The sequence below is a fragment of the Marichromatium purpuratum 984 genome, assembly GCF_000224005.2.
In the GTDB taxonomy this organism is placed as follows: Bacteria; Pseudomonadota; Gammaproteobacteria; order Chromatiales; family Chromatiaceae; genus Marichromatium; species Marichromatium purpuratum.
On the sequence record NZ_CP007031.1, the window covers coordinates 3,095,083 to 3,120,174 of the forward strand.

The window sequence follows — 25,092 nt, forward strand, 5'->3', positions numbered from 1 at the left end:
GCACAGTCGAGGGGCGTTTCGATGGAGGGCCGACCGGACCCGCCGTGCGGGCCGGCCAGGATCAGGCCTGGAGCTGCTCGGAGCGGAAGGGCGCGACGGTCTCGAGGATCGCCTTGTGGACCTTGACGTTGCCGGCGACCAGGTTGCCGGTCTCGAGGAAGCGATTGCCACCGCCGAGGTCGGTGACCGTACCGCCCGCCTCCTGCACCAGCAGGGCGCCGGCGGCGCAGTCCCACTCGGACAGGCCGAGTTCCCAGAAGCCGTCGGTGCGCCCGGCGGCGACATAGGCGAGGTCGAGCGCCGCCGAACCCGGACGACGCAGCCCGGCGGTGGCCAGGGTCATGGCCTTGAACATGCCCATGTAGGCATCGATGTGGCGCTGGTCGCGGAACGGGAAGCCGGTGCCGATCAGCGCGCCGTTGAGCGAGGGGCGCTTGGCGACCCGAATCTTGCGATCGTTGAGCTGGGCGCCCTCGCCGCGTGCGGCGGTGAACATCTCCTCGCGCAGCGGATCGTAGACCACGCCGCACTCGAGCTGACCCTTGTGCTTGAGTGCGATCGACACCGAGAACTGCGGGAAGCCGTGGAGATAGTTGGTGGTGCCGTCGAGCGGATCGATGATCCACTGATAGTCGCCCTTGCCGTGGAGACCGCTCTCCTCGGCGAGGATCGAGTGACCCGGGAAGCGCGCCTGCAGCTCCTTGATGATGGTCGCCTCGGCGAGACGGTCGACGTCGCTGACGAAATCGTTGCGCCCCTTGGCCTCGGCCTTGAGGTGGTCGACGTGGTCGAGATAACGCAGGAGGATCTTGCCGGCGCTGCGCGCGGCACGGATGGCGATGTTGAGGCTTGGATGCATAAGGATGAAAGATAACGGATGTGGTCCGCGTATCATAGATTGAGAACCCTATCAGCGTCTTGAGAGAACGCCTCATCCATGACCCAAACCAGCGAAGAAAACTTCGGGCGCATCCGCGCCGTGCTGATCGAGACCAGCCACCCCGGCAACATCGGCGCCGCGGCGCGTGCGCTCAAGACCATGGGCCTGTCGCGTCTGGAGCTGGTCGCGCCGCGTCAGCGCCCGGACGCCGAGACCCTGGCCCGCGCCGCCGGCGCCGACGACCTGATCGAGCGCGCCGGCATCCACGACGACCTCGACAGCGCGCTCGAGGGCTGTCGTCTGGTGATCGGCGCCAGCGCCCGGCTGCGCAGCATCGAATGGCCGGTGCTCGACCCCGCCGAGGCCGCCGGCCGACTGCTCGCCGAGGCCGACCACGGCGAGGTGGCGATGCTGTTCGGGCGCGAGAGTTCGGGGCTGACCAACGCCGAGCTCTCGCGTTGCCACTATCTGGTGCACATCCCCACCAATCCCGAGTTCAGCTCGCTCAACCTCGCCGCCGCGGTCCAGGTGCTCGCCTACGAGCTGCGGCGCCACGCCCTCGCCGGCAGCCTCAGCGAGCACGTCGACGAGCGCCCCGACCTGGCCGACGCCGCCGACCTCGAGGGCCTCCACGGCCATCTCGCCGCGACCATGCGCGCGGTCGGCTTCGGCGACATCGAGCAGTCGCGCACCCTGCAGATCCGTCTACGCCGGCTGTTCAACCGCGCCCGCCCCGACCGCACCGAGATCAACATCCTGCGCGGCATCCTCAGCGCCGCCCAGGGGCGCAAGCGCCTCGGGCGCGACGACCCGGCGCCCAAGGAACCCGCCACCCCCACCGCCAAGGACTCCACATGTTCAGACGACTGAGAGAGGATATCGCCTGCGTCTTCGACCGCGACCCGGCGGCGCGCAACACCTTCGAGGTGCTCACCACCTATCCCGGCATCCACGCGGTGATGGTCCATCGCATCGCCCACGCGCTGTGGCGACGCGAATTCAAGTGGGCCGCGCGCCTGCTCTCGAACATCGCGCGTCTGTTCACCGGGATCGAGATCCACCCCGGTGCGGTGATCGGCCGGCGCTTCTTCATCGACCACGGCATGGGCGTGGTGATCGGCGAGACGGCGGTAATCGGTGACGACTGCACCCTCTATCACGGGGTGACGCTCGGCGGTACCACCTGGGAGAAGGGCAAGCGTCATCCCACCCTGGGACGCGACGTGGTGGTCGGCGCCGGGGCCAAGGTGCTCGGCCCGATCGACATCGGCGATGGCGCGCGCATCGGCTCCAACGCCGTGGTGGTGAAGTCGGTGCCGGCCGGGGCGACCGCAGTCGGGGTGCCGGGACGGGTCATCGAGCCGGCGCGCGACGCGGCGAGCAGACGTCGCGCCGATACCGCCCGACGCATCGGCTTCGACGCCTACGGCGCCACCCGCGACGTCCCCGATCCGGTGGCCAACGCCATCAATCGCATGCTCGATCACATCCACCAGATGGACAGCCGCATGGAGTTGATGTCACAGGCACTCGAGGGCCAGGGCATCATGCGTCACTTCGAGCACGAGTGTGATCTCGACGCGATGAGCATCCCTCCGGCCACCGACGGCGAGGAGGACGCGGACTCGGGGCAGCGCCGCCCCGAGGATGTGCACCAGCGCTGAACACATCGCCCTGGCGTGGTGCGGATTAATTGATCGTAACGGTCGGGTAACGTAGTATAACCCTACACTTGTTCGATGTATTTTCCCTTGGGTGCAACGTGAGACTGACTACCAAAGGCCGCTACGCGGTCACCGCGATGCTCGACCTGGCCATCCACCAGGGCCGGGGACCGATCGCGTTGGCCGACATCGCCCAGCGCCAGGGCATCTCGCTGTCCTACCTGGAACAGCTCTTCGCCAAGCTGCGCAAGCGCGCGCTGGTGACCAGCGTGCGCGGTCCGGGTGGCGGCTACAACCTCGCCCGCACCGCCGCTGAGATCCGCGTTGCCGAGGTGATCGCAGCGGTCGACGAGAACGTCGACACCACCCGTTGCGGTGGCGCCCACAACTGTCAGAACAATGGTCCCTGCCTGACCCACGACCTGTGGAACGACCTCAGCGACCACATCTTCGACTATCTCAACGCCATCACCCTGCAGCAACTCGTCGACAAGCGCGAGGCCACTCACCCGCACCCACCGACCTCCTGCGCCACCGTCGACGTCAAGCTCGACGTCTCGCGCGTCGCCGCCAACACCTGAGCGCGCGCAAACGCCTTGCCAGCACGCGCTCCAAGGGCCTAGGATCAGCGTGAGCCGTCCGGATGAAATCCGCTCGGCGGGATGCCCAAGATCCACCCAACTGTCTTCGCCGAGTTGGACGCAGCCAAGAACCACTTCGAACTCTTCGGGTTGCCGACGAGCTTCACGGTCGACACCAACCGCCTGGCGGAGCGCTATCGTGCGCTGAGCGCCCAGGCCCGCGCCGACACCGCCCTCGCCGCCGCCTCGCCGACGCAGCTCGACGAGGCCTACCGCACGCTGCTCGATCCACTGGCGCGCGCGCGCTACCTATTGCGCCTGTACGGACGCGAACTGGGGCGTGGGGGGGGCAATGCCGGTCTGCTGGTCGAGCAGCTCGAGCTGCGCGAGCAGCTCCAGGAGGTGAGCAACCGCACCCGCACCGCGCTCGCCGTCTCCAGCGTACTCACCGATCTGGCCGAGCAGAGCGCGGTACTGGCCAAGGAGCTGCGGATCCTGTTCGAGGACCCCTCCACGGACAATCTCGAACTGGCGCACGATCTGGTGCACCAGCTCGAGTTCATCGCGCTGTGCCGGCGCGACGCCGAACAGCGCCGCGACGCACTCCAGCACCGGCGCTGAGTCCGGCGCGCGGGTTCAGCACTGCTCCCAGGGAAGACCGTGGAAGCGCCAGCCGCCGAGACTGCTGCGGTGATGGTGCTCGTCGAGTTCGCCCTCGAACCCCTCGCCGACGTGATAGACACGCTTGAGTCCGGCCTGGAGCAGCGCCTTGCCCGCCTCGTGCGAGCGCTTGCCGCTGCGGCAGATGAGGATCACCGGCGGGCACTGCTCGGTGTCGGAGTCGCAACTCGCACCACCGAGCAGGAGCTTGCGGATCTCGGTCTCGAAGTCCGGGTTGACGGTCCACTCCGGCTCGTCGATCCAGGGCACGTGCACCGCGCCCTTGGGGTGACCGACGAACAGATACTCCATCGACGAGCGGATATCGACCAGGATCGCCTGGGGGTGGGACTCGAGCATCGTCTGCGCCTGCTGCGGCGTCAGACTCTGCGGGGCAGCGTCGTGCATGGGAATTCCTCGTTGGTGGTGGGATCGATCTTGTTATTGTGCCGCGCGCGGAGGCGCGTCCGGCTATCCTAGCGCCCTCGGGCATCACCGCCCAGCGCAAGCATCGGGAGACAGTATTGGCGACACATCGAGATCCACGACCCCCGCTGGACGTACGCGTCAAGGACGCGCTGGCACGGGCACTGATGCGACTGATGGCGCGTCTGCCGCTGGCCTTCGCCCACCGTCTCGGCAACGGCCTCGGCTGGCTGGTTGCGCGCTGGCCCAACCGTCAGCGCCGCAACGCCCTGATCAACCTCGCGCTCAACTTCCCCGAGCGCGACCGCGAGCAACTGCTCGCACTGCGCGACGACACCCTGCGCGAGGTCGCCAAGACCTATTGCGAAATCGCCCATCTGTGGCTGCGCCCCGTCGAGCAGACCCTCTCGCTGGTCCGCGAGGTGCGCGGGGCGGAGCTGCTCGAGCGGCGCGACGGCCAGGGGCTGATCGTGCTCTCGCCGCACATCGGCGCCTGGGAGCTGGCCGGACTCTATCTCGCCGAGCAGGGGCCGACGGCGATCTTCTACAAGCCGCAGAAGTATCTCGACGACCTGATCCGGCGCGCCCGCGGGCGCAGCGGCGCGACCCTGGCACCGATCACCGGCAAGGGCATCCGCGTACTGGTGCAGGCGCTCGAGCGCGGCGACTATGTCGGCGTCCTGCCCGACCAGGAGCCCAAGGCCGACAAGGGGGCGGTGTTCGCGCCGCTGTTCGGCATCCCCGCCTTCACCATGCTGTTGGTCAACCGTCTGGCGCGGCGCACCGGGGCGCCGGTGATCTTCATGTTCGCCGAGCGGCTCGACGACCAGAGCGGCTTCCGCATCCACTGCATCCGCGCCCCCGAGGGCATCGACAGCGCCGACGACGAGGTCGCTGCGCGCGCGCTCAACCAAGGCATCGAGCAGTGCGTGCGCACCTGCCCGAACCAGTACATCTGGCCCTACAAGCGACTCAGACGCCGCCCCGAGGGTTGGCCGAAGATCTACAGCGGCGGGCTCTCCGACGCCGAGGCGCTGGAGCAGGTGGAGCGGCTGCGCGCGCGGCACGCGGCGCTCGCCGAGGCCGCGCCGCCGAACTGAGCGGAGCTGCGGCCGGCGGCAGGCCGCCGGCCGCGCGAGATCAGGACGAGATGGTGGTGGAGGCGCTCTGCGTCTGCCCCTGGTTGTCGGTCCAAGTGATCTCGATCGGGTCACCCTCGACACCCCCGGCGAACTTGAACGACAGATAGGGGTTCTTCGACACCCCGCCGCTCCACGAGGCGGTCATCACCACCTCCCCCTTGGCCTTGCACACCACCTCCTGGATGAAGTGCGCCGGGATCGGCTCGCCGGTCTTGCTGTCCTTGCGCAGCCCGGTTTCCATCGGGTGACTCATCAGACACTTGACCGTGGTCACGTCGTTCTTGGTCTTAGCGCGGATCTTGATGTCAGACATTGGCTCTCTACCTCAGATTATCCGTTGAGCTCGCGGCGATGGCGTCCTGTCACCCGCCGCAACCACCGATGGTCACCTTCACGCTCTTGCTGTTGCTGAAGACCTGATCGCCGACCTTGACCACGGCGGTGACATCGGCGGTCTCGGCCATCTTGATCCGGGTGGAGACGAAGGGCATGGCGTTGGGAGCGAGTTCAAAGGAAGCGATCAGCGGAGTCTGATTCTTCTCGGCGAAGATCGCGATCGAGGTCACGCCTTCGATGTCGGCCTCGACCGTCACCGGCACCACTCGGCCTTGCTCGGCGATGTCCGGGGCCTTGATGCGGATACGCTCGTCGCGCTCGGCGCGCTCGCTGCCGACCAGCGCCGCGAGCGCCTCGGGCATCTCCTTGGCCTTGAAGGCCGCCTCGTTCCAGTCGGCGAGCACCAGCCGGGGCGACAGCAGCCCGGCGCTCACCGCGATCCCGATCGAGGTTGCGCTCAGCGAGCCCTTGAGCAGGATTCTGCGTTTTGCATCGATCATCAACTCTCTCCTATCGAGCATGGGTGGGTGGTCTGCGGATCCGCTGGAGGAGGACTGCCGCCGGTGTTCACGACAGCGGCGCGCGGAACCTGGGTGCCCGACTCCCTCGGGCGTTGTTGTTGTCGTGCGTCGCCACCCCGGCGCCCCGAGCGAACGGCGCGCGGGACAGCGGGTATCGGGAGGAGCGGGCGCGACACTCAGCCCAGCGGGTCGTCGCGCTCGCGCCGGTCGCGCTCCTCCTCGCGCAACGCATCGAGCCGCGCCTGGATCTGGGCGGCATCGTGATAAGGGATATCGCGTTGCCGCAGGGCGATCTCAAGCTGGCGAATCGCCGGCTCCAGGTCGCCGAGCAGATAGAGCCGCTCGGCGCGATAACGATGGGTCGCGGCGCGGTTGCCGGACTTGAGCGCCGCCTGCTCAAGCAGGTCGTAGAGCATGACGTCGTCGGGACGCAGCCGCGCCAGGTCCTCGAGCGCATCGAGCGCCCGGCGCGCGCGGCCCTGCTCGAGCAGCAACCGTGCCCGCACCGTGCCGAGCACCCAGTCGTTCGGCGAGAGCGACAGCGACTGGGTGAGTCTCTTCAGCGCCTCGCCCGGACGCCCGCGCCGTTGCGCCAGCTCGGCCTCGAGCACCACGAACTCGGGTTGACTGGGCTGGGCCGCGAGCAGCCGGGCGAGTTCACGCTCGGCGCTGCCGTAGTCGCGCGCGCGCAGCAGTGCCAGCGCATAGCCGTAACGCTCGGCCAGCGCGTCACGGTAGCGTCCCTCGCGCAGGGTCGCGCCGAAGTGCGCCACCGCCTGCTCGGCGCGGTCATAGGCGCGCTCGCGCAGCCGCGCGCGGGTCAGATGGAAGCGCAGACTGTCGGGACGCTGGCGGGCGCCGAAATACTCGGCGCGCTGCAACGCCTCGGCGATGCGGTTGCTGGTCACCGGGTGGGTACGGAGGAACTCGGGCGCGGCGCTGTCATGGATCTGCCCGGCACGCGAGAGCCGCTCGAAGAATCCGGCCATGGCGTAGGGATCGTGCCCGGCGCGCACCAGGGTGGAGATGCCGATGCGATCGGCCTCCTTCTCGTTCTCGCGGGTGAAGTTGATCTGGTGCTGGATCGCCGCGGCCTGGATACCGACGATCGCCGCCATCCCGGCATCGCTCGAGACCTGGGCGCCGAGGATGGCCGCGGCCACCAGCAGCGCCGTCGCCGGCACGCTGAGGCGGCTCTGATCCTCGACCCCGCGCATCAGGTGACGCTGGGTGACGTGCGCGATCTCGTGCGCGATCACCGCCGCCAGCTCGCTCTCGGTCTGGGCGGCGAGCACCAGCCCGGCATAGACGCCGATATAACCGCCGGGACCGGCGAAGGCGTTGACCACCGGCTCGTCGATCAGAAAGAAGGTGAAACGCCGTCCCTCGGCATCCGGGTCGGCGAGCACCAGCGAGCGCCCGAGCGACTCGATATAGCTCGCCAGCAACGGATCATCGAGCACCGGCAGGCGCTCGCGCACCTGCTGCATGAAGGCCTTGCCGAGACGCGTCTCCGCGCCCTGGGTCATCACCGCGTCGGCCGAGCTGGAGAGATCGGGCAGCTCGAAGTGCTGAGCGTGCAGCGGTGCCGCACCGAGCAGGGCCGGGAGCAGCGCCGAGGCGAGCAGACGGCGGAGGCGTGGCAGTCGACACATGGATCGCTTCATCACATAACCGACGAATCAGACCAGAAGGAGATGGCGAGGGTTCGCGTCCCATCCTCGCCGACATCGCCCCACATGTCGACGTCCGACGACGATTGAGAATCCTCATTGCCCCGACAAACCCAACCGCGTTGTCAACTATTAGAAAACCGCTGTATTCTTAACCACCCATCGCGCGCCGACGCTGCGTGCACCATGTGCGCCAGCCGCTGGCCGGGATGGTGACGGGCGAGGACACGGCGCCAGCCGGTCTCCCCGGGCCACGCAACAAGCCCCGCAGCGACGGGGATCAACGTCTCTATGGAGAGGACGAGGCCGCGCGGACATCACCGGCGGCCGGCATCGAGACCCGGCCGGGCGAGCGTCCCGGCCGGGCGCCATCACGAACTAGCGCGGAGAGACTCGGACATGAATCAGTTCTACTACGACGCGGTCACCAAGATGGAACAGCTCGGCGTCGATGACGAATACATCCAGGGCTGGCAGTGCGGCTTCCTGCAGAACCCCAAGCGCGAGGAACAGCGTCTGACCGAAGCCTATGCCGCAGGCTACGACGACGGCGAGGAGAAGAACGCCGAGAACTTCGCCAACTGGGTCAGGGAGTGACCCCGGTCCGGGGCGCCAGCGCGCCCCGGACCCATCTCTAGTGATGGCGCAGGGTGTGCAGCGGCGGGCGTACCAGCAGCGGATAGGTCGCCATCACCCCGGCCACGCCGATCAACAGCCCCGAACCCAGCACCCCGATCGTCCACAACCAGGGGTTGAAGACGAACGCGATACCGAAGAGCTGTTCGGCGAGCAGCCAGCCGATCCCCTCGGCGAACACCGAGGCGAGCAGACCGGCGAGCAGACCGGCGACGACGAACTCCACCGCCAGCGCACCGAGCAGCCGCGCCCGCCCCACCCCGAGGGTGCGCAGGATGGCGTGCTCGACGCGACGGTCCTCCAGGCTCGCCTGGATCCCCGCATACATCACCAGCAGCCCCGCGGCGAGGGTGAAAAGGAACACGTACTCCACCGCCAGCACCCCGCGATCGACCACCTGACGCACCTGCTGGAGCAGCGCGTCGACATCGAGCAGGGTGAGGTTGGGGAAGCGGCGCACCAGCTCGACGAGCAGCGACTCGTCGCTCGCCGGGACGTGGAAGCTGGTGATATGGCTTGCCGGCTCGTCACCGAGCAGCGCCGGCGAGGCGATGACGAAGAAGTTGACGTTGAAGCTGTCCCACTGCACCTCGCGCAGACTGGTCACCGGGGCCGCGACCTCGCGGCCCGCGACCATGAAGGCGATCTCGTCGCCGAGCGAAATGCCCAGGGTCTCGGCCAGATCACGCTCGACCGAGAACTGCGGCGGTGCGGCGGCATCCTGCCACCAGGCACCGGCGACGATACGATTGTCCGCGCCCAGGCGGGTGCCGTGGCTGAGATTGAACTCGCGCGCGGCGAGCTGCTCGGCGCGCGGCTCGGCATAATCCGAGGGCACCACCGCGCGATCGTTGATCCGCACCAGCCGCCCTCGGATCATCGGGTCGAAGGCGACGTCCTCGATCCCCTGCGCGGCGAGCAGCGCCCGTATCGGCTCGACCTGCTGCGGCTGGATGTTGATCGCGAACTGATTCGGCGCCCCCGGCGGCAGGCTCTCGCGCCAGCCCTGCAACAGATCGACCCGCACCACCGCGAGCAACAGCAGCGCAAGGATGCCGACCCCGAACCCGGTGATCTGCAACACCGCACCGCCGGGACGGCGGGTCAGCGCCGCCAGCCCGAGCCGCCACAGCCCGCGGCTGCGCCCGGCGAGCAACGCCGCCAGCCGCACCAGCGCGAGCACTGCGACCACCAGACAGACCAGCGCCGCGGCCAGCCCGGCAAGCAGCTTCCAGGCGAGCGCGAACTCACCGGCCTGCCACAGCACCAGCGCCGACAGCGCCAGCGCCGCCAGCACCACGGCCAGCGCCACCGAGCCGCGCGGCGCGCCGAGATCGCGGCGCAGCGCACGCAGCGGCGAGACCTGGGCGAGCTGCAGCAGCGGCGGCAGCGCGAAGCCGAGCAGGGTCACCAACCCGGTGCCCAGGCCCACCAGTAGCGGCGACCAGGAGGCGGCCGGCAGCGCAGTGCCGAACCAATCACTGAACACCGCCAGCAGCCCCGCCTGAGCGACCCAGCCGAGCGCACCGCCGAGCAGGCTCGCGGCCAGCCCGAACAGCACCAACCGCAACACGAACACCCGCATCAGCAGGTGTCGGCGCGCGCCGAGACAGCGCATCACCGCCACCGCGTCGATCTGGCGTCCGACCAACCGGTGACTGGCCAGGGCGATCGCCGCCCCGGCCACCAGCAGGGTACTGAGGCTGGCGAGGTGGAGGAAGCGCGAGGCACGCTCGACGGCATTGGCGAACTCGGGCCGCGCCGTGCTCGCGGTGAGCAGCTCGAGCCCGTCGGCCTCGGCCCGCGATCCGGCCCAGGCGGCATAGTCGGCGACCGCGGCCTCGGGTCCGGCGAGCAACAATCGATGAGTGGCGCGACTAGCCGGGCCGAGCAGCCCGGTGGCGGGCAGGTCGGCGGCGTTGAGCAGCACCCGCGGGGCGAGATTGAACAGCCGACCGCCGGCATCCGGCTCATAGGCGAGGATGGCGCCGATGCGCAGGTCCGTCTCGCCGAGCGCGAGAGAGTCGCCGACCTGCAGCTCGAGCAGACGCAGCAGGCGCGACTCGACCCATAGCTCGCCGGCCGGCGGTCCCTGCTCGCGCGACTGCTCGGCGGCGGCAAAACCCTCACGCACCCGCAACTGGCCACGCAACGGATAACCCGACTCGACCGCCTTGGCCTGCACCAGCTGCGGCCCGTCGGACCCCAGCACCACCGAGCGGAACTCGACGGTCGCGGCACTGACCAATCCCTGCGACTCGGCGCGATCGCACCAGGCGGCGGGTGGCGCATCACTGCCCTCGAGCACCAGGTCGGCGGCCAACAGCTCGCCGCCCTGACGCGCCATGCCCGCCTCGATGCGACTGGCGAAGAAGCCGACGGCGGTCACCGCCGCCACCGTCAGCACCAGCGCGGCAGTGAGCAGGTAGAGTTCGCCGCTGCGCCAGTCCTGGCGCAGCAGCCGCAGTCCGATCCGCCAGGCCTTCATGCCAGGGCCTCCAGGCGGCCCTCGCGCATCGCCAGGCGGCGATCGCAGCGCGCGGCCAGCCCCGGGTCGTGGGTGACCAGCACCAGCGCGGCGCCGGCCTCGGCGCGCAGCTCGAACAGCAGCTCGATGATCTGCTCGCCGGTGGCCTGGTCGAGATTGCCAGTCGGCTCGTCGGCGAACAGCACCGCCGGGCGCGGCGCATAGGCGCGGGCGATCGCCACCCGCTGCTGCTCGCCGCCGGAGAGCTGGCGCGGATAGTGACCGGCGCGCGCGCCCAGCCCGACCCGCGCCAACGCCTCGTCGGCGCGCGCGGCGGCATCCGGGGTATCGGTCAGCTCCAGCGGCAGCAGCACGTTCTCGCGCGCGGTGAGCGTCGGCAGCAGCTGGAAATTCTGGAACACGAAGCCGACCCGGCCGCTGCGCAGCTCGGCGCGTCCGTCCTCGTCGAGCGCGCCGAGCGGCTCGCCGCACAGCCAGACCTCGCCGCTGCTGGCGCGGTCGAGCCCGGCGAGCAGTCCGAGCAGGGTCGACTTGCCCGACCCCGAGGCGCCGAGGATGGCCAGCGCCTCGCCGGCGTCGACCTCAAGCTCCAGCCCCTCGAGGATGGTCAAGCCACCAGCGGGGCCGGTAACATGTTTATCCAGTCCCACCGCCTTGGATACGGTCTGACTCCGTTGCACTGACATGATCCGTCTACTCCTGATTGCTGCTCTGTCGCTGTGTGCCCCCCTCACCCTGGCCGCCACGCCGACCCTGCTGGTGCTCGGCGACAGCCTGAGCGCCGGTTATGGCATCGACCGCGAGCGGAGCTGGGTGCGGCTGCTCGAACAACGTCTCGAGCAGGAGGCGCTGGCCTATCGTACGGTCAACGCGAGCGTGTCCGGGGAGACGACGGCGGGCGGCCTGACGCGGTTGCCAGCGCTGCTCGAACGTCACCGCCCGGCGGTGGTGATCATCGAACTCGGCGCCAATGACGGGTTGCGTGGGTTGAGCCTGGAGCGACTGCGCGCCAATCTCGACGCGCTCATCACCCAGACGCAGGCGAGCGGCAGCCGCGTACTGTTGCTCGGTGTGCGACTGCCGCCGAACTACGGTGCGGTCTACACCGATCGCTTTCAAGCGGTGTTCCGCGAGGCCGCCGCCGCACATGCGATCCCGCTGGTGGCGGAGATGCTGCGCGGCATCGCCGAGAATCGCGCGCTGATGCAGGCCGACGGACTGCACCCCACGGCCGCCGCCCAGGCGCGCATCCTCGACAACCTCTGGCCGACGTTACACCCGCTGCTCGTCCCGCCGCGACACTGATCCCGAAGGGCCAGCGCCATTCATCACCCTTTCAAGACCAGGAGAGCGCCATGCATCGCGTCACCATCGTCGGGTCGGGCTTCGCCGCCCTGACCGCCACCCAGCAGTTGCGCAAGTCGAACCCCGATGTCGAGATCACCCTGGTCAGCCCCGAGGCCGAGTTCGTGTATCTGCCCGGCCTGATCTGGGTGCCGCCGGGACTGCGCCAAGGCGAGGACCTGCGCATCGACCTGACCCGCTTCCTGCAGCGCATGCGGGTACGCCACGTCGCCGCTGAGGCCACCGGCCTGAGCCACTGCGGGCGCACCCTGGAGACCACTCAGGCACCGATCAACAACGACGGGCTGATCATCGCCAGCGGCGGGCGCTTCCTCAAGAAGCTGCCCGGCATCGAGCATGCCATCACGCCCTGCGAGGGCATCGCTGCGGCCGAGCGCATCCGCGAGCGCATCCGCGCCATGGACGGCGGCACCATCGCCCTGGGCTTCGCCGGCAACCCCAAGGAGCCGAGCGCGATGCGCGGCGGGCCGATGTTCGAGTTCCTCTTCGGACTCGACAACCAGCTGCGCCAGGAGGGTCGGCGCGAACGCTTCGAGCTGGTGTTCTTCACCCCGGCACCGCGTCCCGGCAACCGGCTCGGCCCCAAGGCGGTCGAGGGACTGGTCGCGGAGATGCGCCGCCGTGACATCCGCACCCATCTCGGTCACAAGCTCAAGGGCTTCTCCGAGCAGGGGGTGAGCACCGAGGGCGGCGACTTCGCCGCCGACCTGATCCTGTTCATGCCGGGGATGACCGGCAACACCTGGTTCGACAACACCGAACTGCCGCGCTCGCCCGGCGGGCTGATCGAGGCCGAGCGCACCTGCCGCGTGCCGGGTTACGACCGGGTCTATGTCGCCGGCGACTCGGGCAGCTTCCCGGGACCTGAGTGGATGCCCAAGCAGGCGCACATGGCTGACCTGCAGGCGCGCACCGCGGCGCGCAACCTGCTCGCCGAGTTCGCCGGCCAGACACCGGAGGAGACCTTCCGCGTCGAGCTGCTCTGCATCGTCGATGCCAATCGCGACGGCATGCTGGTGGCACGCAACGAGCGCTTCAACCTGGTGCTGCCGAGCCTGCGGGTCTTCCACTGGCTCAAGCGCTTCTTCGAGTGGAACTATCTGCGCCGCTTCCGTTGAGCGCGACGGGCGCCGGGGGAACGGCGCCGGAAGGGATCAACCGAGGGAAACACGGGGCCGGCACATGCCGGCCCCGGCGCGTTCAGGGCCGCACCTCGGCCCCGGCGCCCTCCTTCTCGGGCGGCAGCAGGTCGGTCTTGCTCAGCCCCATCCACACCACCGCGGCGGTGGCGACATAGATCGAGGAGTAGGTGCCGACCACCACGCCGATGATCAGCGCCAGCGAGAAGCCGCTGATTACCTCGCCACCGAGCATGTAGAGCGCGACCAGCACCAGCAGCGTAGTGCAGGAGGTGACCACGGTGCGCGAGAGCGTCTGACCGATCGAGGCGTTGATGATCTCAGTCACCGTGCCCTTGCGCATCTTGCGGAAGTTCTCGCGCACTCGGTCGAAGACCACGATGGTGTCGTTGAGCGAGTAGCCGATCACCGCCAGCACCGCCGCCAGCACCGTCAGGTCGAAGCTGATCTGGAACAGCGAGAAGATGCCGATGACGACGATCACATCGTGCACCAGCGCCACCACCGAGCCGACGGCGAAGCGCCACTCGAAACGCAGCGCGACATAGATGAGGATGCCGATCAGCGAGAACAGCACCGCCAGTCCACCCTGCTCGCGCAGCTCCTCGCCGACCTGAGGTCCGACGAACTCCACCCGTCGCAGATCCACCTCACCTGCGGCGGCGGCACTCAACGCCTGGAAGACGCGATCGCTGAGTTGGGCGCTCGCCCCCTCGTCATCGCTCCCCGGCGCGAGTCGGATCAGCACGTCCTGACGCGAGCCGAAGTGCTGCACCGTGGCGCCGACGAAACCGCCGGCCTCGAGCGCGCCGGTGACCTCGGCGAGTTCGGTCGGGGTCTCGTAACCGACCTCGATCACGGTACCGCCGGTGAAGTCCAGCCCGAAGTCGAAGCCGCGCAGCAGCATCGACAGCAGCGCGATCACCAATACCGCGCCGGAGACGATCGCGGCTGCACGCCGCATGCCCATGAAGTCGATGTTCAGGGTCTTGGCCATAGCCTTGTTGCGCATGCCGATCTCCTCAGATGGCCAGTTTCTTGACGTTACGACGGCCATAGATCTGGTTGATCATGGCGCGCGAGCCGAGGATGGCCGTGAACATCGAGGTGACGATACCGATGAACAGGGTCACGGCGAAGCCCTTGACCGGGCCGGTACCGAAGCTGAACAGCACCACGGCGGCGATCAGGGTGGTGACATTGGCATCGACGATGGTCGAGAGCGCCTTGTCGTAGCCGGCGCGGATGCTCGCCTGCGGCGTGCTGCCGTTGCGGATCTCCTCGCGGATGCGCTCGAAGATCAGCACGTTGGCGTCCACCGCCATGCCCACGGTGAGCACGATGCCGGCGATGCCCGGCAGGGTCAGGGTCGCCTGCAGCAGCGAGAGCACCGCCACGATCATCACCAGGTTGACCACCAGCACCAGGTCGGCGACCAGACCGAACACCCGGTAGTAGAGCGCCATGAACAGCACTACCAGACCGAGACCGATCATCACCGAGCGGAAGCCCTGATCGATGTTGTCCTGACCCAGGCTGGGACCGATGGTGCGCTCCTCGACGATCTGGATCGGCGCGGCCAGCGCGCCCGAGCGCAGCAGCAGTGCGGTGTTGTGCGCCTCCTCGCTGCTGTCGAGCCCGGTGGTCTGGAAGCGGCGCCCGAAGGGCTCGCGGATGGTGGCAACGCTGATCACCTCCTCGACCTTGTGGGTGCGCTTGACCGGCTCGCCGTCGACCATCTCGGTGGTGGTGCGGTTTTCGATGAACACCACCGCCATCGGCTTGCCGACGTTCTCGGTGGTCACATCGCGCATCCGCCGCGCGCCCTGGCCATCGAGGTTGACGAACACCGCCGGGGAGCCGCTCTGACCGTCGAAGCCTGCCGAGGCGTCGGTGATCTGGTCACCGGTGACGATCACCCGGCGCTTGAGCAGGATCGGCACGCCATCGCGATCGCGATAGAGCCGGCTGCCCACCGGCACCCGCCCGGAGACGGCATCGGCGACGCTGTGCTCGGTGTCGACCAAGCGGTACTCGAGGGTCGCGGTGGCGCCGAGGATCTCCTTGAGCCGGCCGGGATCTTGAGCGCCGGGCAGCTGCACGACGATGCGCCGCTCGCCCTGACGGGCGATGCTCGGCTCGGCCACGCCGAGGGCGTTGACGCGGTTGCGCAGGGTGGTGATGTTCTGCTTGAGGGCGAAGTCCTTGATCTGCTCCTGCTCGGCCGGCTGCAGCTCGGCGCGGATCAGATAGGTGCCGCCCTGCTCGGCGCTGGCGAGCGCGAGGGCGCGGAATTCACGCCCGAGCAGCTTGTCGGCCGCGGCGCGCGCCTCCTCGTCCTTAAACTTGACGAGGATCTCGCCACCGTCGCGCAGCACGGTCAGGTAACGCACCTTGTGCTCGCGCAACTGGGCGCGGATATCGCCGACATAGCGCTCCAGCGCCTGATCGAGCGCGCTCTCCATGTCGACGTCGATGACCACGTGGATACCGCCACGCAGGTCGAGTCCGAGCGACATCGGGTTGAGCCCGAGCGCGCGCATCCAGCCCGGCAGATCGGCCGAGAGGGTCAGCGCGGTGCGATAGCGCTCGGCGAGGGTACGCTCGATCGTCTCCTGACCGGCCAGCTGTTCACCGGAGAGGGCAAAGCGCGCCAACAGCCGACCGTCCTCGGTCAGCTCGACGTCCTTGTAGGGAACCCCGGCGTTGTCGAGCACGGCGCGCACCTCGTCGATGCTCGCCTCGGTCACCTCGGCGCCACGCGCGGCGGTGATCTCGATCGAAGGGTCCTGAGAGAACAGGTTCGGCATCGCCAACAGCAGGCCGAGCAGGACCACGCCCAGGATCAGTAGATTCTTCCACAGGGGGTATCGGTTCATTGCATGTCCAAGTGCAAAGGCATTGGGGATGCCACTGCGCGCAACGGAAAAACGGGGACGCGGATCGCACGCCGATCCAGGGCTGGGGGCGAGATCCGCGAGATGGGTCGCACACGACGACGCCCGAGGCCGATACCGGCCTCGGGCGTCCGCACGATCTTAGAGATCCTTCAGCGTGCCCTTGGGCATCACCGATTCGACGGCCTGGCGACGCACCTTGATCTGAACGCCATCGGCGATCTCGACCAGGATGAAGTTGTCGCCGAGATCGGCGATGCGCCCGGCGATACCGCCGAGCGTGACCACCTCATCGCCCTTGGCCAGGGCCTCGACCATCTTGGTGTGTTCCTTCTGCCGCTTCGCCTGAGGGCGGATCAGCAGGAAGTAGAAGACGACGGCGAACAGCACCAGCGGCAGCAGGGCCATGAAGGAGTCGCCGCCGGTGGCGACCGCTGCTTCACCCTGGGCGAGGGCGTCGGAGATAAAGAAGCTCATATCGGTTCCTTCGGCGATTGGATCGATCTCACCCGATCCAGTGGATGTGGAAACGGACCGACGCGGCCTGGACCGCGCGATCGCGGAAATTCCAGCGCGCGATTATCGCACAGCGCCGGCCAAGATACAGCGTCGCCACCGATCGCGCCGGCGAGGCGTGCGCGCGGCGACGACGCACAGCATCAATCCGTCTGGGCGCGCAGCGCCTTGAACTCGGCGACGAACTCGACCAGCCGACCGTCGGCGATGGCCGCGCGCAGCCCCGCCATCAACTCCTGGTAGTAATGCAGGTTGTGGATGGTGGCCAGACGCGAGCCGAGGATCTCCTTGCAGCGATCGAGATGGTGCAGATAGGCGCGGCTGTAGTGGCGGCAGGTGTAGCAGTCACACGCCGGGTCGAGCGGGCGCTCGTCGGTGCGATGTACGGCATTGCGGATCTTGATGGTGCCGTGACGGGTGAACAGATAGCCGTTGCGTGCATGGCGTGTCGGCATCACGCAGTCGAACATGTCGACCCCGCGACAGACCGCGGCGACGATGTCCTCCGGGGTCCCGACCCCCATCAGATAGCGCGGATGGTCAGTCGGCAGCTTGTCGGAGAGGAAATCGAGCACCCGCAGCCGGTCGGCCTCGGGCTCGCCGACCGACAGCCCGCCGATGGCGTAGCCGTCGAAGCCGATGCGCATCAGGCCCTCGAGCGAGTCGGCGCGCGGCCCCTCGTGCATGCCACCCTGAACGATACCGAACAGCGCCGCGGGGTTGTCGCCGTGGGCCTCGCGCGAGCGCGCCGCCCAACGTAGCGACAGCTCCATCGAGGCGCGCGCCTGGGCCTCGTCGGCCGGATACGGGGTGCACTCGTCGAAGATCATCACGATGTCCGAGCCGAGTTCACGCTGCACCTGCATCGACACCTCGGGACTCATGAACACCCGGCTGCCGTCGACCGGGGAGCGGAAGTGCACCCCCTCCTCGGTGATCTTGCGCAGCTCGCCGAGGCTGAACACCTGGAAGCCACCCGAGTCGGTGAGGATGGGCCGCTCCCAGTGCATGAAGTCGTGCAGATCGCCATGACGGCGGATCACCTCGGTGCCCGGGCGCAGCATCAGGTGGAAGGTGTTGCCGAGTACGATCTCGGCGCCGAGTTCGCGCAGCTCCTCCGGGCTCATCGCCTTGACCGTGCCATAGGTGCCCACCGGCATGAACGCCGGGGTCTCGACCGTGCCACGGGGAAAGTGCAACCGGGCACGCCGCGCCAGCCCGTCACGGGCGAGCAGTTCGAATTCCATCAGGTTCTCCTCGGGATTGTCAGGGGACGAGCCGGCCCACCACCTCGGCCAGGTCGATCGCGCGCCAGCCCGGCGGCGCCAGGTCTTCGGGCCAGGGGCGCGCATCGCGGTCGATCCAGGCCGTGCGCAACCCACAGGCACGTGCTGCGGCGACATCGCGCACCGGGTCGTCGCCGAGGTGCAGCGCCTCCTCGGGGCGACAACCGGCGAGCGCCAGGGCACGCTCGAAGAGCGCCGGGGCGGGCTTGGCCGCGCCGACGTCGACGGCATTGAGCGAGTGCGCGAACAGCCCGTTCAGCGGGGTGGCCTGCACCTCGGCGTTGCCGTTGGTCAGCGAGATCAACCGATAGCGCCGTCCGAGTAGGTGCAGCGCCGGGATCACGTCGGGATAGGGCGTGACCCGATTGCGATGATCGAGAAACAGCCGCAGCCCGACCTCGGCCAGCCCCACCCGATAGCCGTGACGGGCGAGCAGCAGACGCAACGAACGTACCCGGATCTCGCCGAGATCATGGGCACGATGCGGCAGGCGCTCGGCGAGCCGCTGGCGATGACGGCGCAGCGCGGCGATGTCGTGGGCCTCGGCCAGCCGTGGCGCCACCGCGTGCAACCAGTCGTGGAGCGCGCGCTCGGCCCCCTCGATCACCGGCTTGCAGGGCCAGAGGGTGTCGTCGAGATCCAGGGTGATGAGACGCAGCGGCGGGACGGACATGCGGTGACCGGCGATCCTAAAGCCCCATTGTGCCCGTAATCGGCAGCGCGCTCCAGACGCGACGGCCAGCGGCCAGCGGCCAGCGGCCAGCGGCCAGCGGCCAAGATTGAACCGCAAAGGCGCGAAGCACGCAAAGGAGTTTGGATAGGCAAGACCGCAGCGCCGACGCGGGGCATCACTGGAGGCTGATCGCTGGAAGCTCATTCGAACTGCGAAGGCGCGAAGCACGCAAAGGGGTTTGGATAGGCAAGACTCCAACGCCGACGTGGACCATCACTGGAGGCTGATCGCTGGAAGCTCATTCGAACTGCGAAGGCGCGAAGCACGCAAAGGAGTTTGGATAGGCAAGACCGCAGCGCCGACGCGGGGCATCACTGGAGGCTGTCAGCTGGCGGCTGGCGGCTGGCGGCTGATCGCTGATCGCTGATCGCTGGAAGCCCTTCTCATTCTTTGCGCCCTTTGGGCCTTTGCGGTTCAAACTTCCTGGCGGCTGGCGGCTGGCGGCTGGCGGCTGGCGGCTGGCGGCTGGCGGCTGGCGGCTGATCGCTGGAAGCCCTTCTCTTCTTCGCGCCCTTTGGGCCTTTGCGGCTCAGACTTCCTGGCGACTGGCAGCGCCCGACGCGAGCAGCGCGCGATGGCGTTGACGCAGCTTGGCGAGCTTGGGGTCGATCACCGCCTGGCAGTAAGGCTGCCGGGGGTGGCGGCGGAAGTAGCCCTGGTGCTCGGGTTCGGCTGGGTAGAAGGTCGGCGCCGGGGCGAGTTCGGTGACGATGGGGTTGGGCCAGAGCCCGGCGGCATCGAGCCGGGCGATCGTCTTGGCAGCCTGCGTGCGCTGCGCATCGTCGTGATGAAAGATCACCGAGCGGTACTGGGTGCCGACATCGGCGCCCTGACGATCGGGCGTGGTCGGATCATGGAGGGTGAAGAACACCTCGAGCAGAGTCGCGTAGTCGATCACCGTCGGATCGAATCGCACCTGCACCACCTCCGCATGACCGGTATCGCCACGACAGACGTCGCGGTAACTCGGTCGCTCCAGCACACCGCCGGCATAACCTGAGACCACCGCCTTCACGCCACGCAGCCGCTCGAAACCCGCCTCCAGACACCAGAAGCATCCTCCCCCGAGGATCGCCGTCTCGTCTTGCATGCCGCCTCCTCCGATGCTGGCCAAGTGATCGAGCCCCGGCAAGGACCGGGCGCTCGTCCCCAGAGATTGCGGCACCCGTGGGCATGGACAAGACCGTCGCCACCACGCGCGCAACCGTCGCACCCCGACTGCCGGTCGACTCTCGACTGATGGATATCAATGCGCCAGCACTACCTCATGGCCGCATTCTTGCCCTCGACAGCCCGGCATCGGTCAGGGGGACCTGGCCGACACAAAACAGCGACAAAGCAGCCTTGACAAGAAAAACATTAATTAAGAAACTTATGATGTACTAAAGCTGGGGCTTTGGTGCATCCTTCAACCTCCTTTGGTGGTAATGATTTAAGGCGCGGCTCACTGCCGCGCTTTTTTTATGTCTTGCGCCCGATCAGCAACCGCAGTCCGTGCGGCGGCTCATACCGCTCGACTCCGACACCGGCCGGCAACGCATCGATCATGCGCTCGGCGGCAAGCCAGTCGCGCTCGGCACCACCCGGCGCGAACCCGCGTCGCTCGGCCAGATAGTAGGCCGCCTCGGCGATCATTCGCCGTCTCCGCGCCACGCTCTCCCCTGCAACATCCTCCATTGCATGCCTCCTCGCATCGGTTCGGTAACACCCGCACGGCACAATCCTGCCTCGACATCGTCTCGACAAGATGACGAGCGACGGATCAGAGCGCTTGCAGCGCCGTCATGACGGCGCGATGCTTCATACACGAAAAGAAACCGAACGACCACCACCCAGACCACCGCAGAGGACCGACATGGCCGCTCCCGAGCCTCCCCTGTCACGCCGTATCCGACTCGCCCTGAAGCAGGCCTGGCGTATCCTCGTCGGCCCGCGCCCCGACGCCGCATTGGAGCTACAGCAAGCGCACGATCAGAACGCTCGACGAGGTGGGCAAGACGCCGCGCTACAGCTGCTCGCGCTGCTCCAGCGCGAGGGTCGTCTGGTCGATTTCCTGCAGCAGGACATCGCCGACAGCGACGACGCGACGCTCGGCGCATCAGCACGAATCGTGCACAACGGGTGTCGCCGAGTACTCGACGAGCATCTGCCGCTCGCCCCGATCTGCCAGGCGCCCGAGGGCACCCGCATCACCCTCGAGCCCGGCTTCGACGCCAACCGACTGCGCCCGAGCGGCGCCCTGGTCGGCGAGCCGCCCTTCACCGGCACCCTGATACACCCTGGCTGGGAGGTGCGCGCGGTCCGCCTGCCCGCCCCCACCCCGGGTCATGATCCGCGCATCATCGCCGCAGCGGAGGTGGAGCTGTGAGCAGCGCGCGCCACGCCATCGGCATCGATCTCGGCACCACCCATTGCGCCCTCTCCTGGGTCGACGCCGCCAACAGCGAGGGCGAGCGGGTCGCGCAGCACCAGCTGGCGATCCCGCAACTGACCGCGCCCGGTACCCTGGAGGCACACGCGCTGCTGCCCGCCTTTCTCTATCTGCCGCACCGCGACGAACTCGACCCCGCCGCGCTCGCCCTGCCCTGGCCGGCGGCACCGACCCCGATTGCCGGCGCACTGGCCCGAGCCCTCGGCCTCGCCACCCCGATTCGGCTGGTGGCAAGCGCCAAGAGCTGGCTGTGCCACCCCGAAATCGATCGCGAGGCGCCGATCCTGCCGGTCGAGGCCCCGGACGAGGTCGAGCGGATCTCGCCGCTGGCCGCGACCATGCAGTATCTCGCCCATCTGCGCGCGGCCTGGGACAGCGCCCATCCGCAGGACCCACTCGCCGCCCAGGCACTGACCATCACCGTGCCCGCCTCTTTCGATCCGGCCGCGCGCGAACTCACCGCCACGGCGGCGCGCGCCGTCGGACTCGACGACTTCACCCTGCTCGAGGAACCGCAGGCGGCGCTCTACAGCTGGATTGCGGCGAGCGCCGGCGGTTGGCGCGAACAGGTCGCGATCGGTGATCTGATCCTGGTGATCGATGTCGGCGGCGGCACCACCGATCTCTCGCTGATCGCCGTCGACGCGCGCGAGGGCGCGCTCGAACTGACCCGGGTCGCGGTCGGCGAACACATCCTGCTCGGCGGCGACAACATGGACCTGGCGCTCGCCCACCGGCTGCGCACCAAGCTCGCCGCCGCCGGGGTCGCACTCGACCGCTGGCAGCTCCAGCAGCTCACCCACGGCTGCCGCGACGCCAAGGAGGCGCTGTTCAGCGAACCCGGGCTGGAGCGCCTGCCGGTGGTGCTGGCCAGCCGCGGCGCGCGCCTGGTCGGCGCCAGCATCCGCACCGAGCTGACCCGCGACGAACTCGAGGAGACCCTGGTCGAGGGCTTCTTCCCCGAGGTCACGGCCGACAGCCGCCCTCGAGCGCGCGCCCGCGCCGCGCTCACCCGGGTCGGCCTGCCCTATGCGCAGGACCCGGCGATCACCCGCCACCTGGCCGCCTTTCTCACCCGTCACCACGAGGCCGGCGCGACCACGGCGACGCTCGCGCAACCGACGGCGGTGCTGTTCAACGGCGGGGTGTTCAAGGCCGAGGCGTTGCGCGAGCGGGTGATGGCCGTGCTCGCCGCCTGGCTGGCGCCGAGCGGCGCACCGCCGCCGCGCCAGCTCACCGCCACCGATCTCGATCTCGCCGTCGCCCGTGGCGCCGCCTTCCACGCCCATGCGCGGCGCCACGGCGGGGTGCGGATCCGCAGCGGGACCTCTCATGCCTATTATGTCGGCGTCGAGGGCGCGGCCCCGGCGGTGCCCGGGATCGACCCGGAGCTTGCCGCGCTCTGTCTGGTCCCGCTCGGGCTGGAGGAGGGCTCGCCTGCGGTGGCGCCAGATCAGGAGTTCGGTCTGGTGGTCGGCGAGCCGGTACGCTTTCGTTTCTTCGGCTCGGACCTCAGGCGCGATGACCGCGTCGGCGACCTGCTCGAGGAATGGTCGCCGGATGCGCTGAGCGAACTCGAGGAGGTCCAGGTCACGCTCACCGCGCATCGCCACCGTCCCGGCGAGGTGGTCGCGGTGCAACTGCAGGCGGCGGTGACCGAAACCGGCACCCTGGAGCTGACCGCGCTGCCGAGCGACGGCGGCGAGGAACGCTGGGCGGTGGCCTTCGACACCCGTGGCCGTGACACCCCGCGCTAGGCGCTACCCGCACTTGATGCGATAAGGGGTAAACTGAACGTCTCGCGCCCCCAGGATCGCGAACCGCGCGCAACGACAGCAGCAGGAACCGAGTCGATGGCGAAACAGCCCACGGGATCGAAAACCAAGCCCAGCACCCGGCGGCGGCGCAGCGCTGCCAAGGACACGGTCGGGAGCAACCCGCCACCGACGCCGCAGACCGCCGATTCACCGACCTCGCCGGAAGCGGCCGGCGCTGTGCCCGTTCCCCAGGAGCGCCCCGTCACGCAATCAGGACGCGAACCGGAGCAGACGGAGCAGACGGAGCAGACGGAGCAGACGGAGCAGACGGAGCAGACGGAGCAGACGGAGGCTAGCCCGGTGGTGGCGCAGCCGCCAGCCCGTGAGGCGCCCGCGTCGTGCCCCGAGTCCGAGCCCCCTCCCCCGCCCACACCGGCGCGCCCCGGGCTGTTCGTGGTCCATGTCACCCCGGAGCTGGCCACCGTGGCCAAGGTCGGCGGTCTGGCCGACGTGGTCTTCGGGCTCAGCCGCGAACTGGCGATCCGTGGCAACCATGTCGAGATCGTGCTGCCGAAGTACGCCTCGATGCGCTACGACCAGATCTACGACCTGCACGAGGTCCACCGCGATCTCTGGGTGCCCTGGTACGACGGGGCGATCCATTGCAGCGTCTACTTCGGCTTCGTCCACGACCGCAAGTGCTTCTTCATCGAGCCGCACTCGGGCGACGACTTCTTCGATCGCCCGGCGATCTACGGCTATCCCGACGACGTGCTGCGCTATGCCTTCTTCTCGCGCGCGGCCATCGAGTTCCTCTGGCAGAGCGGCAAACACCCGGACGTGATCCACTGCCACGACTGGCAGACGGCGCTGCTGCCGGTCTATCTCTACGAGTTCTATCAGCGTCTGGGGATGACCCACCCCCGGGTCTGCCTGACCATCCACAACTTCGCCCATCAGGGCGTGGTCGACGGCGCGCTGCTGCGCGCCACCGGACTGCAGCACCCCGAGCGCTTCCATCACCACGACCGTCTCGGCGACCCGCGCTACCCGGGCATGCTCAATCTGCTCAAGGGCGGCATCGTCTATTCCAACTTCGTCACCACCGTCTCGCCCCGCTATGCCTTCGAGACCAAGGACCAGGGCCAGGGCTTCGGTCTCGAGGGCGTGCTCCATGCCCACCAGATCAAGTACGGCGGGGTGGTCAACGGCATCGACTACGACCTCTGGAACCCCGAGATCGACCGCCACATCCCGGCGCGCTACGGTATCGAGACCATCGAGGCCAAGTACGACGACAAGCGCGCGCTGCGCCAACGCCTGATGCTCGCCGACAACGAGAAGGCGATCGTCGCCTTCATCGGCCGACTCGACCCGCAGAAGGGACTCGAGCTGGTGCGTCACGCGATCTTCTACACCCTCGAGCGCGGCGCCCAGTTCGTGCTCCTCGGCTCCAGTCCGGACCCGGCGATCAATGCCGACTTCTGGGGACTCAAGCGGATGCTCAACGACAGCCCCGACTGTCATCTCGAGATCGGCTTCGACGAGGATCTGGCGCACCTGATCTATGCCGGCGCTGACATGATGCTGGTGCCCAGCCGCTTCGAGCCCTGCGGCCTGACCCAGATGATCGCGCTGCGCTACGGCACCATCCCGGTGGTGCGCGCCGTCGGCGGCCTGGCCGACACCGTGTTCGACAAGGACCACGCCGCCCGCCCGCTGCACGAGCGCAACGGCTATGTGTTCAACGACTACGACCACGCCGGACTGGAATCGGCGCTGGGCCGGGCGATCGCCTGCTATCGCGACTACCCCGACGACTTCCGCGCGCTGATGCGCAACGCGATGCACACCGACTACTCCTGGAACCGTCCCGGCCAGGACTATCTCAACATCTACGACTACATTCGTAACGGCTGAGGTCGGCGGCCATCGGCGGTCTGTGACGAGTAAGGATCATG

General features: G+C 68.5%; 26 protein-coding genes. 12 read left to right on the forward strand and 14 right to left on the reverse strand.

The window, feature by feature from the left end; translation table 11 throughout:
• Positions 1–61 precede the first annotated feature (61 nt).
• Positions 62–859: an inositol monophosphatase family protein gene (locus MARPU_RS13425; protein ID WP_005221326.1), complete on the reverse strand. Its 798-nt coding sequence runs from the start codon at positions 857–859 to the stop codon at positions 62–64.
• A 78-nt stretch (positions 860–937) separates the two neighbouring features.
• Between MARPU_RS13425 and MARPU_RS13430 the strand changes: the two genes are divergently transcribed.
• The 4 genes from MARPU_RS13430 (at position 938) to hscB (ending at position 3,746) form a co-directional block, all read left to right on the forward strand.
• Positions 938–1,750 carry an RNA methyltransferase gene (locus tag MARPU_RS13430; protein ID WP_005221325.1) on the forward strand — a complete coding sequence of 271 codons (813 nt, stop codon included), beginning with the start codon at positions 938–940 and terminating at the stop codon, positions 1,748–1,750.
• Entirely contained in the window at positions 1,735–2,544 is an 810-nt protein-coding gene (gene cysE / locus MARPU_RS13435) for a serine O-acetyltransferase (RefSeq protein WP_005221324.1), read from the forward strand. Before MARPU_RS13430 ends, cysE begins: the two co-directional genes overlap by 16 nt.
• 98 nt (positions 2,545–2,642) lie before the next feature.
• A complete protein-coding gene (gene iscR / locus MARPU_RS13440; RefSeq protein WP_025275353.1) occupies positions 2,643–3,125 on the forward strand; it encodes a Fe-S cluster assembly transcriptional regulator IscR in 483 nt (160 codons plus the stop codon).
• Between the two features lie 81 nt (positions 3,126–3,206).
• The gene (gene hscB / locus MARPU_RS13445) at positions 3,207–3,746 is read left to right on the forward strand and encodes a Fe-S protein assembly co-chaperone HscB (protein ID WP_005221322.1); all 540 of its coding nucleotides are present in this window, start codon (positions 3,207–3,209) and stop codon (positions 3,744–3,746) included.
• Positions 3,747–3,761: 15 nt separating this feature from the next.
• Here hscB and MARPU_RS13450 read toward each other — a convergent pair whose 3' ends face one another.
• Positions 3,762–4,193, reverse strand: coding sequence for a rhodanese-like domain-containing protein (locus tag MARPU_RS13450; RefSeq protein ID WP_005221320.1), 432 nt, complete (start codon positions 4,191–4,193; stop codon positions 3,762–3,764).
• 116 nt (positions 4,194–4,309) lie between these two features.
• Here MARPU_RS13450 and MARPU_RS13455 point away from each other — a divergent pair, with 116 nt between their 5' ends.
• The gene (locus tag MARPU_RS13455) at positions 4,310–5,311 is read left to right on the forward strand and encodes a lysophospholipid acyltransferase family protein (protein WP_043762662.1); all 1,002 of its coding nucleotides are present in this window, start codon (positions 4,310–4,312) and stop codon (positions 5,309–5,311) included.
• 40 nt (positions 5,312–5,351) lie between these two features.
• Here the strand turns inward: MARPU_RS13455 and soxZ are convergent, their stop codons facing one another.
• The 3 genes from soxZ to MARPU_RS13470 all read right to left on the reverse strand — a co-directional run bounded on the left by soxZ (position 5,352) and on the right by MARPU_RS13470 (position 7,865).
• Positions 5,352–5,666, reverse strand: a complete 315-nt coding sequence (gene soxZ, locus MARPU_RS13460; protein ID WP_005221316.1) for a thiosulfate oxidation carrier complex protein SoxZ — start codon at positions 5,664–5,666, stop codon at positions 5,352–5,354.
• A 49-nt stretch (positions 5,667–5,715) separates the two neighbouring features.
• Positions 5,716–6,189 carry a thiosulfate oxidation carrier protein SoxY gene (soxY, locus tag MARPU_RS13465; protein ID WP_005221306.1) on the reverse strand — a complete coding sequence of 158 codons (474 nt, stop codon included), beginning with the start codon at positions 6,187–6,189 and terminating at the stop codon, positions 5,716–5,718.
• 197 nt (positions 6,190–6,386) lie between these two features.
• The gene (locus MARPU_RS13470; protein ID WP_005221305.1) at positions 6,387–7,865 is read right to left on the reverse strand and encodes a M48 family metalloprotease; all 1,479 of its coding nucleotides are present in this window, start codon (positions 7,863–7,865) and stop codon (positions 6,387–6,389) included.
• A 417-nt stretch (positions 7,866–8,282) separates the two neighbouring features.
• On the opposite strand from MARPU_RS13470, the gene MARPU_RS13475 reads away from it, so the two are divergent.
• Entirely contained in the window at positions 8,283–8,480 is a 198-nt protein-coding gene (locus MARPU_RS13475) for an Alvin_2107 family globule sulfur oxidation protein (RefSeq protein ID WP_005221303.1), read from the forward strand.
• A gap of 37 nt (positions 8,481–8,517) precedes the next feature.
• Here MARPU_RS13475 and MARPU_RS13480 read toward each other — a convergent pair whose 3' ends face one another.
• Both MARPU_RS13480 and MARPU_RS13485 read right to left on the reverse strand, forming a co-directional pair.
• The gene (locus MARPU_RS13480; RefSeq protein WP_005221302.1) at positions 8,518–11,007 is read right to left on the reverse strand and encodes an ABC transporter permease; all 2,490 of its coding nucleotides are present in this window, start codon (positions 11,005–11,007) and stop codon (positions 8,518–8,520) included.
• Complete coding sequence (locus MARPU_RS13485) at positions 11,004–11,693, reverse strand: ABC transporter ATP-binding protein (protein WP_025275355.1); 690 nt, start codon at positions 11,691–11,693, stop codon at positions 11,004–11,006. The genes MARPU_RS13480 and MARPU_RS13485 overlap by 4 nt, the downstream gene beginning before the upstream one ends.
• Here MARPU_RS13485 and MARPU_RS13490 point away from each other — a divergent pair.
• Both MARPU_RS13490 and MARPU_RS13495 read left to right on the forward strand, forming a co-directional pair.
• Entirely contained in the window at positions 11,692–12,312 is a 621-nt protein-coding gene (locus tag MARPU_RS13490; protein WP_005221298.1) for an arylesterase, read from the forward strand. The genes MARPU_RS13485 and MARPU_RS13490 overlap by 2 nt on opposite strands.
• A gap of 50 nt (positions 12,313–12,362) precedes the next feature.
• Positions 12,363–13,490 (forward strand): NAD(P)/FAD-dependent oxidoreductase, encoded by a 1,128-nt coding sequence (locus MARPU_RS13495; RefSeq protein ID WP_005221296.1) that lies wholly within the window; start codon positions 12,363–12,365, stop codon positions 13,488–13,490.
• 82 nt (positions 13,491–13,572) lie between these two features.
• Here the strand turns inward: MARPU_RS13495 and secF are convergent, their stop codons facing one another.
• From secF to msrA, 6 genes are all read right to left on the reverse strand, one after another.
• Positions 13,573–14,523 carry a protein translocase subunit SecF gene (gene secF / locus MARPU_RS13500; RefSeq protein WP_005221293.1) on the reverse strand — a complete coding sequence of 317 codons (951 nt, stop codon included), beginning with the start codon at positions 14,521–14,523 and terminating at the stop codon, positions 13,573–13,575.
• A gap of 10 nt (positions 14,524–14,533) precedes the next feature.
• Positions 14,534–16,390, reverse strand: a complete 1,857-nt coding sequence (gene secD, locus MARPU_RS13505) for a protein translocase subunit SecD (RefSeq protein ID WP_005221292.1) — start codon at positions 16,388–16,390, stop codon at positions 14,534–14,536.
• Positions 16,391–16,549: 159 nt separating this feature from the next.
• Positions 16,550–16,885, reverse strand: a complete 336-nt coding sequence (gene yajC, locus MARPU_RS13510; protein WP_005221291.1) for a preprotein translocase subunit YajC — start codon at positions 16,883–16,885, stop codon at positions 16,550–16,552.
• A 182-nt stretch (positions 16,886–17,067) separates the two neighbouring features.
• Positions 17,068–18,171 (reverse strand): tRNA guanosine(34) transglycosylase Tgt, encoded by a 1,104-nt coding sequence (gene tgt, locus MARPU_RS13515; protein ID WP_005221290.1) that lies wholly within the window; start codon positions 18,169–18,171, stop codon positions 17,068–17,070.
• 19 nt (positions 18,172–18,190) lie between these two features.
• Positions 18,191–18,883 carry an HAD family hydrolase gene (locus MARPU_RS13520; RefSeq protein ID WP_005221289.1) on the reverse strand — a complete coding sequence of 231 codons (693 nt, stop codon included), beginning with the start codon at positions 18,881–18,883 and terminating at the stop codon, positions 18,191–18,193.
• A 589-nt stretch (positions 18,884–19,472) separates the two neighbouring features.
• Positions 19,473–20,033, reverse strand: a complete 561-nt coding sequence (gene msrA / locus MARPU_RS13525; RefSeq protein ID WP_005221288.1) for a peptide-methionine (S)-S-oxide reductase MsrA — start codon at positions 20,031–20,033, stop codon at positions 19,473–19,475.
• An 83-nt stretch (positions 20,034–20,116) separates the two neighbouring features.
• Here msrA and MARPU_RS17755 point away from each other — a divergent pair, with 83 nt between their 5' ends.
• Positions 20,117–20,329: a hypothetical protein gene (locus MARPU_RS17755; RefSeq protein WP_156929285.1), complete on the forward strand. Its 213-nt coding sequence runs from the start codon at positions 20,117–20,119 to the stop codon at positions 20,327–20,329.
• Between the two features lie 75 nt (positions 20,330–20,404).
• Here the strand turns inward: MARPU_RS17755 and MARPU_RS17330 are convergent, their stop codons facing one another.
• Positions 20,405–20,578: a DUF2934 domain-containing protein gene (locus MARPU_RS17330; RefSeq protein ID WP_232229475.1), complete on the reverse strand. Its 174-nt coding sequence runs from the start codon at positions 20,576–20,578 to the stop codon at positions 20,405–20,407.
• A gap of 220 nt (positions 20,579–20,798) precedes the next feature.
• Between MARPU_RS17330 and MARPU_RS13535 the strand changes: the two genes are divergently transcribed.
• From MARPU_RS13535 to MARPU_RS13545, 3 genes are all read left to right on the forward strand, one after another.
• Positions 20,799–21,311, forward strand: a complete 513-nt coding sequence (locus MARPU_RS13535) for a DUF2760 domain-containing protein (protein WP_005221286.1) — start codon at positions 20,799–20,801, stop codon at positions 21,309–21,311.
• Positions 21,308–23,131 (forward strand): Hsp70 family protein, encoded by a 1,824-nt coding sequence (locus tag MARPU_RS13540; RefSeq protein WP_005221285.1) that lies wholly within the window; start codon positions 21,308–21,310, stop codon positions 23,129–23,131. Before MARPU_RS13535 ends, MARPU_RS13540 begins: the two co-directional genes overlap by 4 nt.
• A 96-nt stretch (positions 23,132–23,227) precedes the next feature.
• On the forward strand, positions 23,228–25,051 hold the full coding sequence (locus tag MARPU_RS13545) for a glycogen synthase (protein WP_005221284.1): 1,824 nt from the start codon (positions 23,228–23,230) through the stop codon (positions 25,049–25,051).
• Positions 25,052–25,092: the final 41 nt, after the last annotated feature.

What these genes read in the sequence shown, in the direction of transcription:
- tgt (WP_005221290.1), bottom strand. Translation starts at nt 18,171, where the DNA reads ATGGAATTCGAACTGCTCGCCCGTGACGGGCTGGCGCGGCGTGCCCGG.
- MARPU_RS13480 (WP_005221302.1), bottom strand. Translation starts at nt 11,007, where the DNA reads ATGAAGGCCTGGCGGATCGGACTGCGGCTGCTGCGCCAGGACTGGCGC.
- secF (WP_005221293.1), bottom strand. Translation starts at nt 14,523, where the DNA reads ATGCGCAACAAGGCTATGGCCAAGACCCTGAACATCGACTTCATGGGC.
- MARPU_RS13450 (WP_005221320.1), bottom strand. Translation starts at nt 4,193, where the DNA reads ATGCACGACGCTGCCCCGCAGAGTCTGACGCCGCAGCAGGCGCAGACG.
- cysE (WP_005221324.1), top strand. Translation starts at nt 1,735, where the DNA reads ATGTTCAGACGACTGAGAGAGGATATCGCCTGCGTCTTCGACCGCGAC.
- MARPU_RS13430 (WP_005221325.1), top strand. Translation starts at nt 938, where the DNA reads ATGACCCAAACCAGCGAAGAAAACTTCGGGCGCATCCGCGCCGTGCTG.
- secD (WP_005221292.1), bottom strand. Translation starts at nt 16,390, where the DNA reads ATGAACCGATACCCCCTGTGGAAGAATCTACTGATCCTGGGCGTGGTC.
- MARPU_RS13485 (WP_025275355.1), bottom strand. Translation starts at nt 11,693, where the DNA reads ATGTCAGTGCAACGGAGTCAGACCGTATCCAAGGCGGTGGGACTGGAT.
- MARPU_RS13490 (WP_005221298.1), top strand. Translation starts at nt 11,692, where the DNA reads ATGATCCGTCTACTCCTGATTGCTGCTCTGTCGCTGTGTGCCCCCCTC.
- MARPU_RS13535 (WP_005221286.1), top strand. Translation starts at nt 20,799, where the DNA reads ATGGCCGCTCCCGAGCCTCCCCTGTCACGCCGTATCCGACTCGCCCTG.
- MARPU_RS17330 (WP_232229475.1), bottom strand. Translation starts at nt 20,578, where the DNA reads ATGATCGCCGAGGCGGCCTACTATCTGGCCGAGCGACGCGGGTTCGCG.
- MARPU_RS17755 (WP_156929285.1), top strand. Translation starts at nt 20,117, where the DNA reads ATGGACAAGACCGTCGCCACCACGCGCGCAACCGTCGCACCCCGACTG.
- msrA (WP_005221288.1), bottom strand. Translation starts at nt 20,033, where the DNA reads ATGCAAGACGAGACGGCGATCCTCGGGGGAGGATGCTTCTGGTGTCTG.
- MARPU_RS13425 (WP_005221326.1), bottom strand. Translation starts at nt 859, where the DNA reads ATGCATCCAAGCCTCAACATCGCCATCCGTGCCGCGCGCAGCGCCGGC.
- MARPU_RS13520 (WP_005221289.1), bottom strand. Translation starts at nt 18,883, where the DNA reads ATGTCCGTCCCGCCGCTGCGTCTCATCACCCTGGATCTCGACGACACC.
- MARPU_RS13475 (WP_005221303.1), top strand. Translation starts at nt 8,283, where the DNA reads ATGAATCAGTTCTACTACGACGCGGTCACCAAGATGGAACAGCTCGGC.
- yajC (WP_005221291.1), bottom strand. Translation starts at nt 16,885, where the DNA reads ATGAGCTTCTTTATCTCCGACGCCCTCGCCCAGGGTGAAGCAGCGGTC.
- MARPU_RS13470 (WP_005221305.1), bottom strand. Translation starts at nt 7,865, where the DNA reads ATGTGTCGACTGCCACGCCTCCGCCGTCTGCTCGCCTCGGCGCTGCTC.
- MARPU_RS13545 (WP_005221284.1), top strand. Translation starts at nt 23,228, where the DNA reads ATGGCGAAACAGCCCACGGGATCGAAAACCAAGCCCAGCACCCGGCGG.
- soxY (WP_005221306.1), bottom strand. Translation starts at nt 6,189, where the DNA reads ATGATCGATGCAAAACGCAGAATCCTGCTCAAGGGCTCGCTGAGCGCA.
- MARPU_RS13495 (WP_005221296.1), top strand. Translation starts at nt 12,363, where the DNA reads ATGCATCGCGTCACCATCGTCGGGTCGGGCTTCGCCGCCCTGACCGCC.
- hscB (WP_005221322.1), top strand. Translation starts at nt 3,207, where the DNA reads ATGCCCAAGATCCACCCAACTGTCTTCGCCGAGTTGGACGCAGCCAAG.
- soxZ (WP_005221316.1), bottom strand. Translation starts at nt 5,666, where the DNA reads ATGTCTGACATCAAGATCCGCGCTAAGACCAAGAACGACGTGACCACG.